Below are 16,568 nucleotides of genomic sequence, written 5' to 3'. Positions count from 1 at the left end.
GACTCGCTTCAGATCGGGGCCGCGGCACTTGAAGCGGTTCTGAAGAGCCGCGATCGAACCTTTGGCCATGACGACAACACTGAGCCGCAGAGGTCTGGCTCGTCTTGTGCTCGCCGCCGCCTTCACGGTGGCCGCGGCCGCTGGGGCGGTCGCCACTCCCGTCAGCGCACAGGCATCCGACCTGGACGGGCCCATCACACGCAGCGAGGTGATCCAGCGCGCGCAGTACTGGGTCGACCACCAGCCCGGCCCGTACGACCAGGGTGGCTGGTCACCCGGTCCCGGTGACGGTCACATGTACCGCAGAGACTGCTCCGGGTACGTGTCGATGGCGCTGCACCTCAAGGACGTCCCGGCGACCGCGAGCTTCGCGAACTGGGGCAACCCGATCTCGCGCAACGACCTCAAGGCCGGCGACTTCATGTTGTACCCCGGCACCCACATGTTCCTGTTCGACCGCTGGGACGACGCCAACGGCACCTTCTGGTACTACTCGTTCGGCTCCACGCCCGTCCGGCACCTGCGCACCAACATCAACAACGCCAGCCTCGACGGCCACCCGAACAGCAGCTACCGCGCCTACCGGTACAAGAAGATCGTTGACGACGCGCCGCCGCCCGTGGCCGCTGGTGTGCAGGGTGGTCGTACGACGTGGCACGAGGTCGGGAACACGACTCAGGCGTTCGCTCGTGGCGTGGACAACAAGCTGATCCACACCTATCTGTCTGACGGGATGAGTGGCTGGTCGCAGTGGTTGCCGCATGGTGACGTGCAGCTGGCTTCCGATCCGGTCGCGGTGCACAAGAACGCGGGCAACGTCACCGAGGTCTTCGCTCGCGACACGGCGAACCGGCTGGTGCACACCTACTTCGGTGACGGCATGTCCACCTGGTCGCCGTGGGCGGTGATCGGCAACTCGACCATCACGGGTACCCCGGCAGTGGTCTACAAGCCGCTGGGCAACGTGACCGAGGTGTTCGCCCGTAATGCCGATGGCGCTCCGGTGCACGCTTACATCGCGGACAACTCGGGCGGTTGGTCTGATCTGCTGGGCATGCCAGGTGCGTCGCTCGCGTCGGACCCGGTGGCGGTGTACAAGCCGCAGGGCAACGTGACCGAGGTGTTCGCCCGCGACACCGCCAACCACCTCGTCCACACCTACCTGGGCGACGGCATGTCGAACTGGTCGGCGTGGGCCGGGATCGGCTCGGGCACGATCACCGGCACCCCGGCCGCGGTCTACAAGCCGCTCGGCAACGTCACCGAGGTGTTTGTTCGCAACGGCTCTGGCGCGCCGGTGCACGCTTACATCGCCGACAACTCGGGCGGCTGGTCCGATCTGCTGGGCATGCCGGGTGTGTCGCTCGCCTCCGACCCGGTGGTGGTCTACAAGCCGCAGGGCAACGTGACCGAGGTGTTCGCCCGCGACACCACCAACCACCTGACCCACACCTACCTCGGCGACGGCATGTCGAACTGGGCCGCGTGGTCCGGTATCGGCAGCGGCACGATCACCGGCACCCCGTCGGTCGTCTACAAGAACACCGGCAACGTCACCGAAGCCTTCGCCCGCAACACCAACGGCAACCTCACCCACGCCTACATCGCCGCCAACACCAACGCCTGGTCCGACTGGCTGCCCATCGACAACACCCCCATCGCCACCACCAACTGACACCTCAGCCGAACGAAGACCGCGGGCCTCCTCACCACGTGAGGAGGCCCGCGGCCGTGGAAACAGGCGACTCCCGCCCTCCCATCACGTAGCCTCAGCGCGCTGGGGGAGGCAGATGGAGCTGAGGCTACTGGGGTCGGTCGAAGCCGTTCAAAACGGTCAGACCGTGGCGTTGGGCGGACCGAAACCGCGATTGGTGCTGGCCGCGTTGGTGCTCGCGCGTGGACGTCTGGTGTCCGCGCACAGGTTGATCGACCTGTTGTGGGAGGACGATCCGCCCAAGAGCGCGTTGGGTTTGCTGCACACCTACATGTCCGGTTTGCGCAGAGCACTGGGACCAGAGGCCATCGTCACCGACGAGGGCAGCTACCGGCTCGACAGCACCGGGATGCGGGTCGACGTCTACGAGTTCGAACGCAAGGCGCAGGACCCCGCCGAGGACGCCGAGGCGGAGTGGCGGGGTCCCGCGCTCGCCGGGCTGACGGGGTCGTTCGCGCGATCTCAGGCCAAGCTGCTCGAAGAGGCGCGGCTGGCCGTGGTCGAGCGGCGCGTCGTCGCCGGTCTCGACCGGCCGGGAGAGGTGCTCACCGAGCTTCGGCAGTTGGTCGAGCAGCACCCGTTCCACGAACGGCTGCGCGCGCACCTCATCACCGCGCTCGACCGCACGGGGCGCAGGCGTGACGCGATGGCCGTCTTCCACGAGACACGGCGGTTGCTCGCGGAGGAGCTGGGCGTCGAGCCCGGCCGTGAGCTGCAGGAGGCGTACCGGGCGCTGCTCGAGGAGCACGAGCCGCAGGCGGTGCCGGACCTGCTGCCCGCGGACATCCCGGACTTCGTCGGGCGCGAGGACGAGGTGCGCCGGATTCACCAGGCGCGGATCGTCGCGATCTCCGGGCCGCCGGGCGCGGGCAAGACGACACTGGCCGTCCACGCCGCACGGACGTTTCCGGTGAACTTCCCCGGTGGCCGGTTGTACGCCGACCTGCGCGGGACCCTGCGGCCGCTCGACCCGTTCGACGTGCTGGGCCGGTTCCTGCGCGCTCTCGGTGTGGCCGCGGGAGATCTGCCCGCGACGCTCGACGAACGGGTCGAGTCGTACCGGATGCTCACCGCAGCCTGCGGTGTGGTGGTCGTGCTGGACGACGCGGCCGACGAGCGGCAGGTGCGGCCGTTGCTGCCGGGCGGAACCGCGTCCCGGTGCCTCATCGCGAGCCGGGCACGGCTGGCCGCCCTGGAACCCGCCGAGCAGATCGGGATGCCGCTGCTGGGCGAGGAGGAGGGTCTGGCGTTGCTCACCGCGACGGCCGGCGGTGGTGCCGATCCGGCTGCCGCGCGCGAGATCCTGCGGCTGTGCGGCCATCTTCCGCTGGCGGTGCGGATCATGGCCGCCCGGCTCGCGGCACGACCGGACCGGCCGATGTCGTCCATGGTGGCGCGGTTGCGGGAGCAGCGCAGAATCCTCGACGAGCTGCGGGTGGGCGACCTCGAGGTGCGCGGCAGTGTGGCGTTGAGCTACGACGCCCTGCCCGCGCCCGCGCGCCGGGCACTGCGGCTGCTCGGGTGGCTCGGCGTCGCCGACTTCGCGCCGTGGGTCGTGGCGGTGCTGATGGACGTGACCCTGATCGACGCCGACGACGTGATCGACACGCTGGTGCACGCTCATCTGCTGGACGTGAGCGGTGGACTGCGGTTCCGGCTGCACGACCTGGTGCGAGTCTTCGCGTGGGAGCGCGCTCATGCCGAGGAGGAACGCGAGGAGCTGACGTCGGTCGCGACCCGCGCCGGTGAGCTGTGCCTGCTGCTCGTGGAACACGCTTCCGGTGGCACGCCGATGAGAACGCTGCGGCCACCGCGCTCGGGTGAGACCTCCGGCCTGGACCGCTGGCAGGCGTTGCTGCCCAAGCACCCGCTCGACTGGCTGGACGTCGAGCAGGGCACGCTGGTGCACGTCGTCGAACGGGCCGGCGAGCTCGACCTCGCAAACGTGGCGACCCGGCTCGCGACCGCGCTGTGCTCGTCGTCGTTCGCCGTCGAGAACCGGTTCCACCACTGGTGGCGCACCCACACCGCGGCCCTGGAGTCGGCTCGCCGCGCGGGCGACCGGTCCGGGGAGGCACTGGTGCTGTCCGGGCTCGGCTGGCTGCGCGCCGAGCAGGACCGGCTCGACGAGGCCATCGACTACTACCGCCAGGCGCTGGAGTGCGACGAGAACCCGGTCACGCGGCTGCTGCTGGCCAGTGTGCTGCGAGAACGCGGTGACCTGGTCGCCGCCCTGGCCACCGCGGACGAGGTGCTGCCCGCGCTGACCGACCCCCGTGCGGTGGCCCGCGCCGAGCACGGCCGGGCGATGACACTGCTGGAACTGGGCGACTTCGCCGCCGCCCGCGCGGGCCACGAGAAGGCCCTCGCGGCCTACCAGGCGCTCGGCGACGATCACGGTGTCGGGCTGGTGCGGCGCTCGATCGGCATCGTCTTCCGCGCGGAGGGCCGGCTCGACGAGGCGGCGCGCGAGAGCGAGGAGTCCTTGCGTCAGCTCAGTGCCGCGGGCGACCGTCTGATGATCGTCTACGCCACGCAGTCGCTCGCGAAGGTCCGGATCCGGCAGGGCCGCGGCGAGGAGGTGCGGGCCGAGCTGCTGTCCGCATTGGACACCTGCCACGAGATGCAGGACGGCTTCGGCGAGGCGCTCGTCCGCCGGACGCTGGGTGAACTGGAACTGGCGGCCGGGCGGTTCACCGAGGCGATCGGCCACCTGCGGCAGGCGCTCGACTGGTGGGAGTCGCTGAACCTGACGCTGTGGCGGGCGAGAACGTTGCGGGACCTGGCCACCGCGCTCGCCGGTCGAGGTGCGGCAGCGGAGGCCGACGCGACACACCTCGAGGCGCAGCGCCTGTTCATGCACCACGGCAGCCGGGAGGCAGGGGAGCCGCGCCGGGTCGTGGGTCACGCGACTAGGACGGCCGCAGTTCCGCGCATCGTCGAACGACCTGGTCGTACTCCGCGGTGAGCCTCGAGTCCTCGGGTCGCTCGCCGTACGGATGCACCTGGTTGTGGAAATCGGCGAGCAGCCGGTAGCGAACGAGGTTCGTCGCCGCGACGAGCCACGGCTCGATCCGCTCGGGCCTCGTCGGCGGGAACTGGCCGAGCGCGTTCTCGAACCAGGTGGGAAGGATGAGATCGCGGGAGATCGCCTCCTCGATGCGCTCCCGGATCGTCTCGCATGCGGAGTTGTCCGCTTCTCTCGATCGTGCGGCGACCACCTCGGCGGACTCATGAGCGCGAGCCGCGTCGTCACGCTGCCGGCGTGCGCGCTCCTCGTCCTTCACCGGTCGTGGCCCGCGGTCGCGGAAGGCGAGCCAGGTCCGTGCTTCCTTGCGCCACGCGCGTTCCGCCACAGGAGGCATGTCCGCCAGCATCCGAGCGGCCCGGATCGCTGCCCGCTGTGCCTCGTCCCAGTCGGCGAGCTTTTTCTTCGCCCGTTCCTGTTTTGTGCGCAACTGCTGCACGTCTGCGGCGGACACCGGCGCCGAAGCCAGCCCCGCCAGGATCGACTTGATCATCTCGGGCGGGATCTCCTGCTGCCAGTTGTCGAAGTCGGCTCGGGGCAACCCGCTGCTCACGCGGATTTTCCGGTGCAAGGCTTCAACGTTGCGGCGCAGTTCCGCGGCCTCCCTGGTCAGTCGTTTGTCGGTCGTGCGGAGATTCGTCCCGACGGTGTCGATCTTGGCCTGGACCGCGCTGATCGAGTGGTCACCGACCTTGGTCTCCAGCTTGCGCAACCGCTCGCGGATGTCGCTGAGGTTGCCTGATTTGTCGCGCAGCTTCTGCTCGATCGTCTCGAGGCGCCGATGATGGCCGTCGGCTTTCGTCGCCAACTCGAGGTACGGGTCGTTGTTCATCTCCGGTACCTCCAGGCCCACCATCCGATTCCCGCGAGGACGAGCAGCACCGACCAACCGCCCACCAGCGGCGTCAGCAGCCCGCTCAGCACCGCCGCGACTCCCGCGAGTCTGCGGGCACTGGGCTCCCAGTCGCCGTGCAAGGGCGGGTTGATCACGAGCGCGCTGCCGACAGCGAGACTCAGCAGGAGCGGCACCACGTTCCACGCGCTGAACCAGAAGACGAGTCCGACAACCGCGATCACCACCGCGGCCGCGCCGAGGACGAGGGTGTGGAGCCGAAGCTCGGCCGCGTCGATGTCGCGTCGCGCCTGGAGAAGCCTCCGCACCTCGTCGTGCACCTCGTCGGTGAGCTTGGCGCAGCGCGGGTCGTCGGGAGCCGTCGCCACGAGGGCTTCGAGGGCGTCGAGCTGTGTTCGCAGGGTTGTCTGGCTGGTCGTCAACCGGGAACGGGAATCATCCGCCATGGCAGACGATGGTCAGTCGCCGCGCCGGGCTGATCCAAGGCCTACTGGGCGGAATAGGCCGCTTGCCGATCAACGTCACCCTTGCAGCCGCCCCCTGACCCGATGTGCTCGTGATCCTCGGCCGTGGTGGAGCCGGACGCCCGGCGGTGCCGGGCGTCCGGGCGCTACGGGGTGACCGGCGCGTTGGTCAGGCCTTTCACCGCCCCTGTCACGGTGTTCGAGGCGTAGACGACGTTGGGCATCGCCGAGCACTTCGACACCGAGGTGATGTTGATGGCGTACTGGCCGACGCCGCCGAGGTCCGAACGGTTGTTGCGCCAGACGTTGCCGCAGCCGTTGGGCAGGCTGGGGGTGGTGCTGGTGTTGTGGGTCTCGTAGCCGTTGGCGAACGTGCCGGGGCTCGAGAACGTACCGGTGTTGTCCTCGATGAGGTAGCCGATGCCCTTGACATCGATCCAGGAGTCGGCCGAGTTCTCGCCGGTGATGCCCTGACCGTCGAAGGTGTTGCCGCGGATGATGCCCTCGTAGGTGCCCTCCTTGACGTCGATCGGCTCGGCCGCGATGTTCGGGCCGATCCTGTTGCCGAGCACCTGGACGCGGTCACTGCGGTCGATGCCGCCGCTGTTGCCGTGGCAGGCCCAGTTGGAGTTGGCGGAACCGAGGTACACGCCCTCGCCGTAGCCGGGCTGGACCAGGCCGGTGTCGGTGATGGTGGAGTTGCGGATGACGCTGTCGGCGGAGGAACGGCGGAAGTGGACCGCCTCCTCGTCGACGTGGTGCACCGAGACCGAGTCGATCGTGGTGTGGTGCGAGTTGTCGAGGACGATGCCCTTCTTCGACTCCTGCACGGTGAACCCGGTGAGGTTCCAGTGCGGGGAGTTGAAGATCCACAGGCCGTAGCCGGAGTCCCAGCCCGCGGTGGGCGCGGGGCAGGACGGCGGGTCGCCGGACGGGCCGTCGTTGATGAGGACGGCGTCGCGCGGGCCGGTGAGAGCGATGGGTTGGGACGCGGTGCCCGCACGGCCGTTGACGACGAACGAGCCGTGGTAGGTGCCGGCGGCGAGCTTGATCGTCTGGCCGGGGGTGGCCGCGGCCAGTGCCGACTGGAGCTGGGCAGGTGTGGAGACGTTGATGGTGTCGCCGCCGCCGGTGTCCGGACTGGTCGTGACGCTGACCGCCGTGCTGGCCGCGGACCTGTTGCCCGCGGCGTCCCTGGCGCGCACGGAGAACGAGTACGCGGTGGCGGGGGACAGGCCGCTGACCGTGGCCGAGGTGCCGGTGACGGTCGCACTCACGGCGCCGCTCTGGAGCACCTCGTAGCCGGTGACGCCGACGTTGTCCGTGGAGGCCGTCCACGACAGCGTCACCGAGCTGGATGTGACGCCCGTGGAACGCAGACCTGTTGGCACGGTGGGAGGTTGCGTGTCAGCGGGTGGGGTGGTGCCGCTGCACGAAACACCGTTGATCGTGCAGTTCGTCGGGAGGCTTCCGCCGGATGCGTTGAAGCCGAACTTCGCGGAACCCCCTGGCTTGATGGCGCCGTTGAAGCTCGCGTTGGTGAACTTGTGGTGCTGGCCGGTGGAAGTGCGGACGGAGCTCCACGAGCTGGTGATCGTGGTGCCGGACGGCAGGTCGAACTCGAGCGTCCACGAGGTCGTCGTGGCGTCACCGGAGTTGGTGATCGTCACGTCTGCGCCGTACCCGCTGTCCCACACCGAGGTCTGGGTGACCGCCGCCTTCAGCACCGGTGCCGCCTGGGCGGTCGCGCCGCTCAGCAGTGCCGCGACCGTCGCGGTTGCCGCGGCAAGTGCCAGTGTTCTCATCAGTTGCCTCCGCAGGGGTTGCCGTTCACGGTGCAGCCGGTGGGAAGACCGGCACCCGAGGCGTTGAAGCCGAACTTCGTGGAGGCGCCGGGTTTGACGGCACCGTTGAAGCTCGCGTTGGTGAACTTGTGGTGCTGGCCCGTGGAAGTGCGGACGGAGCTCCACGAGCTGCTGACCTTGGTGCCCGGCGGCAGGTCGAACTCGACCGTCCACGACGTCGTCGCGGTGGCACAGCCGTTGGTCAGGGTCACGTCGGCGCCGTAGCCGCCGTTCCACACCGAGGTCTGGGTGACCTTGGCGGTGAGGCACGAGCCCGACGGCGGAGTGGTCGTCGTGGTCGTGGTCGTGCTGCTGGTGGTGGAGGTGGTGGTGCTGGTCGGCGGAGTTCCGTCCACAGAGGACAGGAACAGCGACGCCGCCGATTCCGTCTTCGTGGCGTCCACGCCGTGACCGCCGGTGTAGTCGCGCTGCTCGTTCAGCGCCCAGTCCGCGATCGGCGTGCCCCCGGCGTCCAAGTGCTGGTACGACGTGCCGTTCCAGCCGAACTGGTAGATCCTCGAGTGGTCGGCGTAGTAGTCGTTGAATGGGCCGCCGGTCGCGGTTTGCTTGGTCATCGTGTTGTTGAAGAAGACGTTGCGCGGACCGGACGCGCCGGACCACTTGACCGCCTTCTTGCCCGCGCCCCACCAGATCGGGAACCAGTTGGACGTGTCGGGACCGCCGCCGCCCTCCTCGCCGCAGTTGGCACGGCAGTTGGCCGAGCGGTGGGCGTAGGGAACCCGGACGGTGTTGAGCTCGAACAGGTTGTTGCGCTCCCAGCCGCCGTGCAGGTTGAGGTCGGAGTCGAAGTCGTTGCCGATCACGACGTTGCCCGACGCGGACCACTGGAAGGTGAAGTGGCGCAGGTTGCTGGAGGTGTTGCCGGCGTAGAGCGAGTCCCACACCCGCGAGCCGCGGAAGTAACCGTTGCCGCCCTTGCCCTTGTTCCACGACCCGTTGAGCTCGTTGTTCACGATCTGGAGGTTCTTGGCCTCCTGGGTGACGATCGGGTGCGACCCGGTCATCTCCGCCTTGATGCCGCGCACCCACGAGTTGGCCGCCCACTTGAAGACGATGCCGTGCATCTCGGCGTTGGGGGCCATGTTGCCGTAGTTGTTGATCGCGTCGGCCTGGTTGAGGCCGGGCATCGCCTGCGTGAAGCCGAAGTCCTCGAAGCCGACGCCGACGACCGGGTCCAGCAGCGGCGACACCTTGGAGTCGTACGTGGTCCCGTCGATCGGCGCGGAACCGTCCGAAGTGGAGTTGACGGGAACGTCGAACTCCAGCGGCTTGTCGAGCGTCACCGTGGTGCCCGACACCGAGACGACGGTGAAGATCTGCTGCCGCATGTGCATGTTCAGCAACGGGAACTCGGTGCCGGTCGCCTGCTGCTGCTCGTAGAACTTGACCGAGTTCGCGGCACGGACGTTCACGAACTCGCCGGCCTTGATCTTGGCGGCCGACTGCACGCTGATCGTGCGGTCTCCGATCTTGGCGGCGGCACTGACCTTCGCGCCCGCCTTCCAGTGCACGTTGACCGTGCCCTCGAAGATGTCCTTGCGGTTGGCGGGCGCCGAAGCGTAGTCGCTCGCGTAGCTCGGGTCGACGCCCCGCGACTGCACCCGGAACAGGCCGCGGCCGGGCCACAGCCAGCCGCCCTTGCCCGCGCCCGAGGTCATGCCGTCCTCGTCCCAGTCCGAGCCGTCCGGGGTGAGGGTGTCGTAGAGGGTGTTCGCGTCCGGCCGATAGGTGATCTTCGTGGCGTCCTTGCCAGCGCCGCGCAGGATCAGGTAGTCCGCGTCCACCTTGAGCTCGCGCGACACGGCCAGCTCACCGGCGGGCAGCGTGATCAGGCTCAGCTTGGTGTAGCTGGCGGACGGCGAACAGGTCGTCCTGATCGAGTCGATGGCCGACTGCAGTCCCGCCGAGTCGTCCTGGCCGTCGTCCGGCTTCACGCCGAACTGGCTCGCCAGCTCGGCCGCGGTGATCTGGCAGGCCGCGCTGGGGTTGACCTCGTTCGCGCCGGGCAGGTTCTGCCCACCCCGGTACCCGGCCCTGCTCCAGTCGTACAGTCCGCCCACGGGCGCCCGGCGGTTGGCCGCCGAGGTGTCCAGCCCGGTGAGCGCGCCGGGGCCGGGAGCCGCGTCGGCCGCGTTCACCAGCACGACGATGCCCGCCGCCGCGAGTGCGCCGACGAGGCCCTGCACCGCGCCTCGACGTAAGCCTTGTCTTCTGGACACGAATTCCTCCAGGGGATACGCGGCGGCGTACACATCGGGCTGGAATTGTTAATAGCTTCGCGCGCCCTCGTCAATGATTGGCGATAAAGTCGTGACGAGGTTCGAGTATGTGAAAATCAGATCTGTGAAATAGGGAATCAGAAACGTTTGCAAAAATCCGGTTCTGCTAAAGGCGGCGCACGCTGCGCAGGACCGGGCCCTTCCTGGTGCCCTGGTCGAAGAGAGGCATGTCGTCGCTGAACGCCGGTCCGTCGGTGCGCTTGCGGCTGGACAGGAACCGCGGCCGGCCGTTCTGGTCGAGGCCGAAGAAGATGCCGACGTGGTCGACTTCGGTGCCCGTTCCGGAGCGCGAGAAGAACAACAGATCACCGGGTTGCAACGCGAGGCGGTCGGCGGGAACAGCTGCGCCCGCGTCGAGTGCGGCCATTGCCGCCGGGGTGCGGGGAAGGCCCGTTCCGGCGCCGGACGCGGAGCGCAGCGGATAACCCGCGCGATAGCCGTAGACCAGCCGGACATAGCCCGCAGGATCGAGTGCGCCGTAGCCGTCCGGCGCGGGCTTTTCCGTCGGTCCGCCGGGAAACGACCACGTGACCCCGAGATAGTCGGAGAAGTCGGCGTGACCGAAGCGCGCGTCCCCGCGAAAACGGACCGCCTTCGCGTCCGTGGCCGCGGCCGCGCCGTTGAGGTACTGCGTAGCCACGGCGAGCACGTCGTCACTGCGGTCCGCCACCGCCGCGTCCAGCCAGGGACGCAGCCACGCGGCGCGGTCAGCGCTCGCCGTCCACGGTTCGGGTGTCAGGCGGACCCACGCGGGAGTGGTCACCTGGGCCTGCGTGCGGGTGGGGTTCTGGAACGTCCGGGTGGGCCCGTTGATCACGGCGGTGCGGGCCCCGTCGGTGAACGTCGCGACGATGACCCCTCGCTCGTCACGGACGACCGTGCGCGCGGGAGCCGTGAGCCGTTCGAAGCGGTACGCGCGGGCCGGGTCCGCGGTAGGCGTGATGCGGATGCCGGCCCCGGTCTGCCGGAACGCCCGGTGCCGGTCCTCGGTAGCGAGGTGCGCGACCGCCGCGGCGGACGACGCGATCACCGTGCACAGCACGACGACGTGGATTGCGAGTCGACGGGACACCACGCCTCCTTCAGGTGGCAGGGACGAGACCGACGAGGACACCGCTGGCGAGCACGCCGTAGGTGACGAGGCTGACCGACCCGGTGGCCACCACGGTCGCGCCCGCGGGTTGCCGGACGAGCTGGTAGGCGATCAGGCCGGGCACCACGAACCCGAGCGTCTCGTGCACGTAGAGCAGCGGGTAGTCGTTCTGGATGAGGATGAACAACGACGTCTGCAACAGCACGCTGAGCAGCACGACGGCCGCGAACAGCCGCTTGCCGTAGAGGATCACGACGCGCTGCAAACCCTTGGTGCCCAAGTAGGTCAGCGCCGTCATCAGCACGACGATCGCCGCGCGCCGGTAGTCCTCGACCAGCGTCAGCGCGAGCCAGCCGGGCGTGATCATGCCGCCGGGGGAGAGGTTCGACGTCAGGTAGCACAGCAGCGAGAACACCAGCCCGATCGCGAGGCCGAGCGTGGCCACCTCGGGCTGAAGGGTGCCGGTGATCATGGGGTGGTCCGTTCTGGGCGGGTGGGCTGATCGGGTTGGGGTGGCGGGGTGGAGGTGGTGGTCCGTTCGGTGCGGAGGTGCTGGCTTGGGCGGGGCTGCAAGATGTTGTCGTGGCTGGGGCTGCTGGGTTCGGCACGGGTGGGTTGGCCTGGTTGGGGTGGGGTCTGGTTGTGGCTGGGGGCGTTCGGTTCGGCGCGCGTGGGTTGGCTGGGGCGCGACGGAGAGACGTTGCCGGGGGTGGGGGTGCTGGGTTGGGCGCGTGTGGGTCGGCTGGGTCGGGGTGGCGAGGTGTGGTTGGGGGTGCTGGGTTCGGCGCGGAGGTGCCTGTTGAGGCGGGGCGGTAAGACGTTGCCGGGGTTGGAGGAGCTGGGTTCGGCTTGGGTGGGTTGGCCTGGTTGGGGTGGGGTCTGGTTGTGACCGGGGGCGCTTCGTTCGGCGCGGTGGCGCTGGCCGGGGTGAGGCGGCGGGATGTCGCCCTGGTTGGGGCTGCTGGGTTCGGTGCGTGCGGGCCGGCTGGGTCGAGGTGGTGGGGTCTCGTTGTGGCTCGGGGCGCTTCGTTCGGTCCGGAGGTGCTGGCTGCGGCGGGTCGGCAAAACTTCGCTGTGGCCAGGCGAGTTCGACTCGGCGCGGAGGATCCCGTCGTGGTCAGCGGCGGTCCGTTCTGCGCGCGTGAGCCGGTCGAGTTGCGCGAGCAGCACCTCACCGTGGCCGTGGATGTTCCCGATGGCGGCGAGCGAGATCGACTCGCCGTCCGAGCCCAGCACGCCCCGCAGCAGCTCGTCGGGATCGCGCCGCCCGCCCAGGTCGTCGAGGCGGCCCCGCCACGAGCGCGGGATGGCGAGTGCCGCGCTGCGGGTGGGTTCGCCGATGAGCACCACCCGTTGCGGGTCGAGTTTGCCGACCAGGGCGCCCATCTGGCCGTTGCGCTCGACGCGGTCCGGGCGGCAGTTGATCAGCAGGTGCAGCGGGCGTTCGATCACGCCGCGTTCGAGCAGGAGTTCGATGTTCATCAGCGTCGACTCGGGGTCGTTGGCGGCGAAGACGTTCGCGAACCGGACCTGTCGTGAGTCCACTGTGTACCGGTGCACCTGCAGCACGCCGGGGTCCGGTGGGGCGTCCCACATTCCTTTGACGGCTTGGTTCCGGTCGACCCCGCACAGCTCCGCCACGGCGATCGCGATAGCGACGTTCTCCTTGAACGTGATCCAGCTGAACCCGCTCATCTCGGCGTCGGTCACCGACTCGGGGTCGACCTCGACCAGCTCGCACCGCCTAAGAGAGGCCTCCGCGCGCAGGATCTCGATCCGTTCCGTCTCGGCGGTGACGCAGATCCCGCCGACCGGCATCGAGCGGCACAACGAGCGGGCGACGTCGTCGAGTGTTGGGCCCATCTCGGCCAGGTGGTCCTCGCGGACGTTGCACAGCACGCCGATCGTCGACCGGATCAGCTTGCTCTGGTTGATCTCCTGCAGGTCCGGCATCACCGCCATGCACTCCATCACCAGCGCGTCGGGGCGGTACGCGGCCGCGCGCCGGACGATGCCTATCTGCTCGACGACGTTCGCGATGCCGAACTTGCGGTGGACGGGTTCCTCGGTCGCGTCCGGGTGGATGAACCGCGCGGCGGTGCCGGTGGTCTTCGCTACGGTGACAAGAGATCCGCCGCGCAACGCCCCCGCGCACAGCCGGGTGATCGAGCTCTTCCCGCGGATGCCGTTGACCAGGATCCTGGTCCGGATCTGGCGCAGGTTCCGGTAGTGCCTGCGCTGCTCGACGACACCGCCGGCGAGGAGGGTGACGCAGGCGAAGAGGTAGACAGCGTGCAGGAAGTGCATCACGACCGCCTTTGTTCGACCGACTGGCGACGGAGTTCTAGACAGCGGGCGACGGTGCCGATCTCGTCGGGCCGCTGCGGGTGGACGACGGTGCCGAGGTCGCCCGCGGCGAACCGGTCCGCCGAGGCCGCGAGCCTGCGCAACGGCAGCACGAGCACGAGCAGGAACCAGCCGAACCCGCCCAGCGCGGTCACCGTCGCGACCAGTGCCGCTAGCCACGCCGTGCGCCGGATGTGGTTGCCCGGCAACGGAAGCTGGCTCACCGGCTGCTCCACGACGACGGCCCACTGCAGGTCGTTGAAGTCCTTCGAGCCGTAGAGAGCGGCCGAGGCGACCACGGACGTCCGCCCGTCGACCTCCCAGACCGCCGGGTCGGGGACACCCTTGAGCGCCTCGCTCACGCTGGCGCGCAACGGGTCCGCGGCGAGCGGCTCGTACGCCTGGTAGCCGACGGTCGCGGCCACGGTGCGCAGCTCCGTGTCGACGAGGCGGCCGACCCCGCCCGGCAGGCGCACCAGTGCTGACAGCTTCACCACGTCCAGCTCACCGACCACGACATACCGAGTGCCCGGCAACGGCGCGGTCGCGTAGATCACCGGCACCCGGTGCGAGACGCTCTGCTGGTGCAGGCCAGAGCCGGGTGGCGGCGGTTCCTCGGTGCGCAGCGGCGCCCGTCCCGCCTGAACCTGGGACCGCCCGTCCTGGTCGACGACGTAGACGCTGCGGTACCGGTCGCGCCGCGAGGTCAGCTCCTGCAACGCGGGCCGCAGGTCCGCGAGATCCGTCCCGCCGACCAGCGCCGCGAACGACCGCAGATCCGTCAGGCTCTGCTGCAGGCTGCGCCGCAACGCGGTCGCGGTGGTCGCCGCCAGCCGCTGGGTGACCTGCACGGCCTGTCCCGGCACCTGCACCTCGTGGCGCCCGATCGTGCCGAGCACGGCCCCGGACCACGCGAGCAGCGCCGCCGTGGCGAGCACCACCGCGACCACCGCGGACGGCCGCCGGCGTACCTCCGGTGCGCCGGAACGGAAAGCGACCGCGATCCGGTGCGTCTCGGAGATCCACTGCCGCCGCATCCGCGCGCCGGGCTGCCCGGACGCGACCGCCAGCGCGTCCTCGCGCAGCCTCCGCACCGGACCGACCAGCCCCGCGACGAGCAACGTCGCCGCGAGCACCAGCACGCCGAGCAGCGCCGCCACCGCGAGCAGACCCGTGCCGGCCCCGGTTGCCTCCGCCTGCGGGGTGGCACCGACCAGCAGCAACGACATGCCGAGACTGATCCGCCCCCTGGTCAGCGGCGCGTACGCCACGATCGGCACGGTCGCGCGGGCGTCCGGTGCGGGTGGTCCGGTGCCCGCCGTGCCCACGAGATGACCGCTCTCGCCCTTCGCGGCCACCGCGGCGGCCCGCCGGACCAGGTCGTCGTCGCCGTAGTCGACGACGGCGGTCCCGCTGTGCGGCTTGACCACCTCGCCGCCGTCCGTCACGAGCAGCACCGTCTCCGGCAGCCGCAGGCTGTCCACGGAGACCGGGGGAATGATGAGATCACTCGACACCACGACCACCCGGTCGCCGCCGGGCAGCGCGCTGGCGGTCACCGCCTGCACCCCGCCGTACCGGTCGGCCATCACCCGCACCGGCACGGACGCGATGTCGTCGAGCGGCACCGACTCGATCGGCACCGGCTCACCGGCCGTGGCGCGCAGCCCGCCCGCGGTGTCCACGACCGCGACTCCCCGCGCGTGCGGGCAGTTCTTCGCGAAGAACGCGATCGTCTGCTCGTCGGTGCGGTCGGCCTTGCCGCTGTACAGCTTCACCGCGGTGGCGAGGTCCGCGACGGCCTCGTTCACCGACGCACCGGCCGAATGGGCGAGGTTGGCGGCGAACCACTGGTGCGACCGGGCGACGACCTCGACCGGCGAGCCGTCCGGCGTACCGGACAACCTGATGGCGCAGAAGCCCATGAGCAGGGCGAGAACGACCACCATCATGACGAGCGGCACGCGCACTCCCGACGGGAAGCCCGCTTCCGCGCACTGCCTCTCCAAACTGGTCCGGTCGACGGTGGTGCGCACTACCTCACCGCCCTACGTTGGGACACGTGAAGATCGCGCTGCTGGCCCTGCTGCTCGCCGGGTGCACGGCGGCCTCCCAGCCGAGAACCGACCTCGAGCAGCGTGTCGTGACCTTCGCCGAAGGTCTGTCGCCCGGTGCGCCCTACCGTGCGCCCGACCCAGGCGAACGCGACACCGCGCTGGCGGGCCTGATCCCGCTGCTGGACGGCACCGAGACCTCGGCAGAGGGGTTGCGCCCCTTGGGTTTCACAGTTGACTCCGGAGTGGACGAGGTGAGCGGTCGTTCGTTCGTGCTCGCCACCACGAAGCCCGGAGCCGAACAGGGCTGGGGCATGTACATCGCGGACCGGTCCACCGCTCCCAGACTCGTGATCGAGGTGCCGCACCCGAACGCGGACCTCCACACCGAGGCGCTCGGCATCGAGCTCTACCGGCGGACACCGGGTGCGGTCGTGCTGATCGCGGGAGCACACCGCCGTGCCGCGGGGGAGCAGGCGGACGTCGCCCACCACACCGACGCGCTTTTTCACGCCGTCGCAACGGAACTCGCCCAGCGCGGGCTGCCGCAGGTGCAGCTGCACGGCTTCGACGAGCAGAGCCTGCCCGGCTCCGACGTCGTCGTGTCGACGGGTCAGGCGCGCCCGGGACCGGCCGCCCGGCGGGTCGCCGACCGGGTCGCCGCCGCGGGCCTGGCAGCCTGCCGCGGCTGGGACGACGAGTGCGGCAAGCTCGAGGGAACGAGGAACGTGCAGGGGAAAGCTGCTGCTGAACACGGCTTTGTGTTCCTCCACATCGAAGTGACGGGACGACTGCGCGAGTCGGTTGCATCGCGCGCCGAACTCGCACGAGCACTGGCGGAAGCGGACGTTCCGGCGGCGTGATCAGTCCAC

The 16,568-nt window shown here is 69.7% G+C and carries 11 protein-coding genes; 3 read left to right on the top strand and 8 right to left on the bottom strand.

The window, feature by feature from the left end:
* Positions 1-67 precede the first annotated feature (67 nt).
* Positions 68-1,675 (top strand): hypothetical protein, encoded by a 1,608-nt coding sequence (locus tag ABZ345_RS06900; RefSeq protein ID WP_359843769.1) that lies wholly within the window; start codon positions 68-70, stop codon positions 1,673-1,675.
* A gap of 115 nt (positions 1,676-1,790) precedes the next feature.
* On the top strand, positions 1,791-4,682 hold the full coding sequence (locus ABZ345_RS06895) for a BTAD domain-containing putative transcriptional regulator (RefSeq protein ID WP_359843767.1): 2,892 nt from the start codon (positions 1,791-1,793) through the stop codon (positions 4,680-4,682).
* Here the strand turns inward: ABZ345_RS06895 and ABZ345_RS06890 are convergent.
* The 8 genes from ABZ345_RS06890 to ABZ345_RS06855 form a co-directional block, all read right to left on the bottom strand.
* Positions 4,627-5,574 (bottom strand): hypothetical protein, encoded by a 948-nt coding sequence (locus ABZ345_RS06890; protein ID WP_359843765.1) that lies wholly within the window; start codon positions 5,572-5,574, stop codon positions 4,627-4,629. The two genes, ABZ345_RS06895 and ABZ345_RS06890, sit on opposite strands and share 56 nt — an antisense overlap.
* The gene (locus ABZ345_RS06885) at positions 5,571-6,041 is read right to left on the bottom strand and encodes a hypothetical protein (protein WP_359843763.1); all 471 of its coding nucleotides are present in this window, start codon (positions 6,039-6,041) and stop codon (positions 5,571-5,573) included. The genes ABZ345_RS06890 and ABZ345_RS06885 overlap by 4 nt, the downstream gene beginning before the upstream one ends.
* Before the next feature lie 164 nt (positions 6,042-6,205).
* Entirely contained in the window at positions 6,206-7,864 is a 1,659-nt protein-coding gene (locus ABZ345_RS06880; RefSeq protein WP_359843761.1) for a cellulose binding domain-containing protein, read from the bottom strand.
* On the bottom strand, positions 7,864-10,143 hold the full coding sequence (locus tag ABZ345_RS06875) for a cellulose binding domain-containing protein (RefSeq protein ID WP_359843759.1): 2,280 nt from the start codon (positions 10,141-10,143) through the stop codon (positions 7,864-7,866). The genes ABZ345_RS06880 and ABZ345_RS06875 overlap by 1 nt, the downstream gene beginning before the upstream one ends.
* A 166-nt stretch (positions 10,144-10,309) precedes the next feature.
* Complete coding sequence (locus tag ABZ345_RS06870) at positions 10,310-11,275, bottom strand: hypothetical protein (RefSeq protein WP_359843757.1); 966 nt, start codon at positions 11,273-11,275, stop codon at positions 10,310-10,312.
* 10 nt (positions 11,276-11,285) lie between these two features.
* Positions 11,286-11,768 carry a poly-gamma-glutamate biosynthesis protein PgsC/CapC gene (locus ABZ345_RS06865; RefSeq protein ID WP_359843755.1) on the bottom strand — a complete coding sequence of 161 codons (483 nt, stop codon included), beginning with the start codon at positions 11,766-11,768 and terminating at the stop codon, positions 11,286-11,288.
* Positions 11,765-13,603, bottom strand: a complete 1,839-nt coding sequence (pgsB, locus tag ABZ345_RS06860) for a poly-gamma-glutamate synthase PgsB (RefSeq protein WP_359843753.1) — start codon at positions 13,601-13,603, stop codon at positions 11,765-11,767. The genes ABZ345_RS06865 and pgsB overlap by 4 nt, the downstream gene beginning before the upstream one ends.
* Positions 13,603-15,678 carry a HAMP domain-containing protein gene (locus ABZ345_RS06855; protein WP_359843751.1) on the bottom strand — a complete coding sequence of 692 codons (2,076 nt, stop codon included), beginning with the start codon at positions 15,676-15,678 and terminating at the stop codon, positions 13,603-13,605. Before ABZ345_RS06855 ends, pgsB begins: the two co-directional genes overlap by 1 nt.
* Before the next feature lie 26 nt (positions 15,679-15,704).
* On the opposite strand from ABZ345_RS06855, the gene ABZ345_RS06850 reads away from it, so the two are divergent.
* Positions 15,705-16,559, top strand: a complete 855-nt coding sequence (locus ABZ345_RS06850; RefSeq protein ID WP_359843750.1) for a hypothetical protein — start codon at positions 15,705-15,707, stop codon at positions 16,557-16,559.
* Positions 16,560-16,568 lie beyond the last annotated feature (9 nt).

It is taken from the genome of Lentzea sp. NPDC005914, from assembly GCF_040629405.1.
In the GTDB taxonomy this organism is placed as follows: Bacteria; Actinomycetota; Actinomycetes; order Mycobacteriales; family Pseudonocardiaceae; genus Lentzea.
Note: the sequence above shows the minus strand (reverse complement) of the source record. Positions and strands in the feature narration are given on the sequence as shown.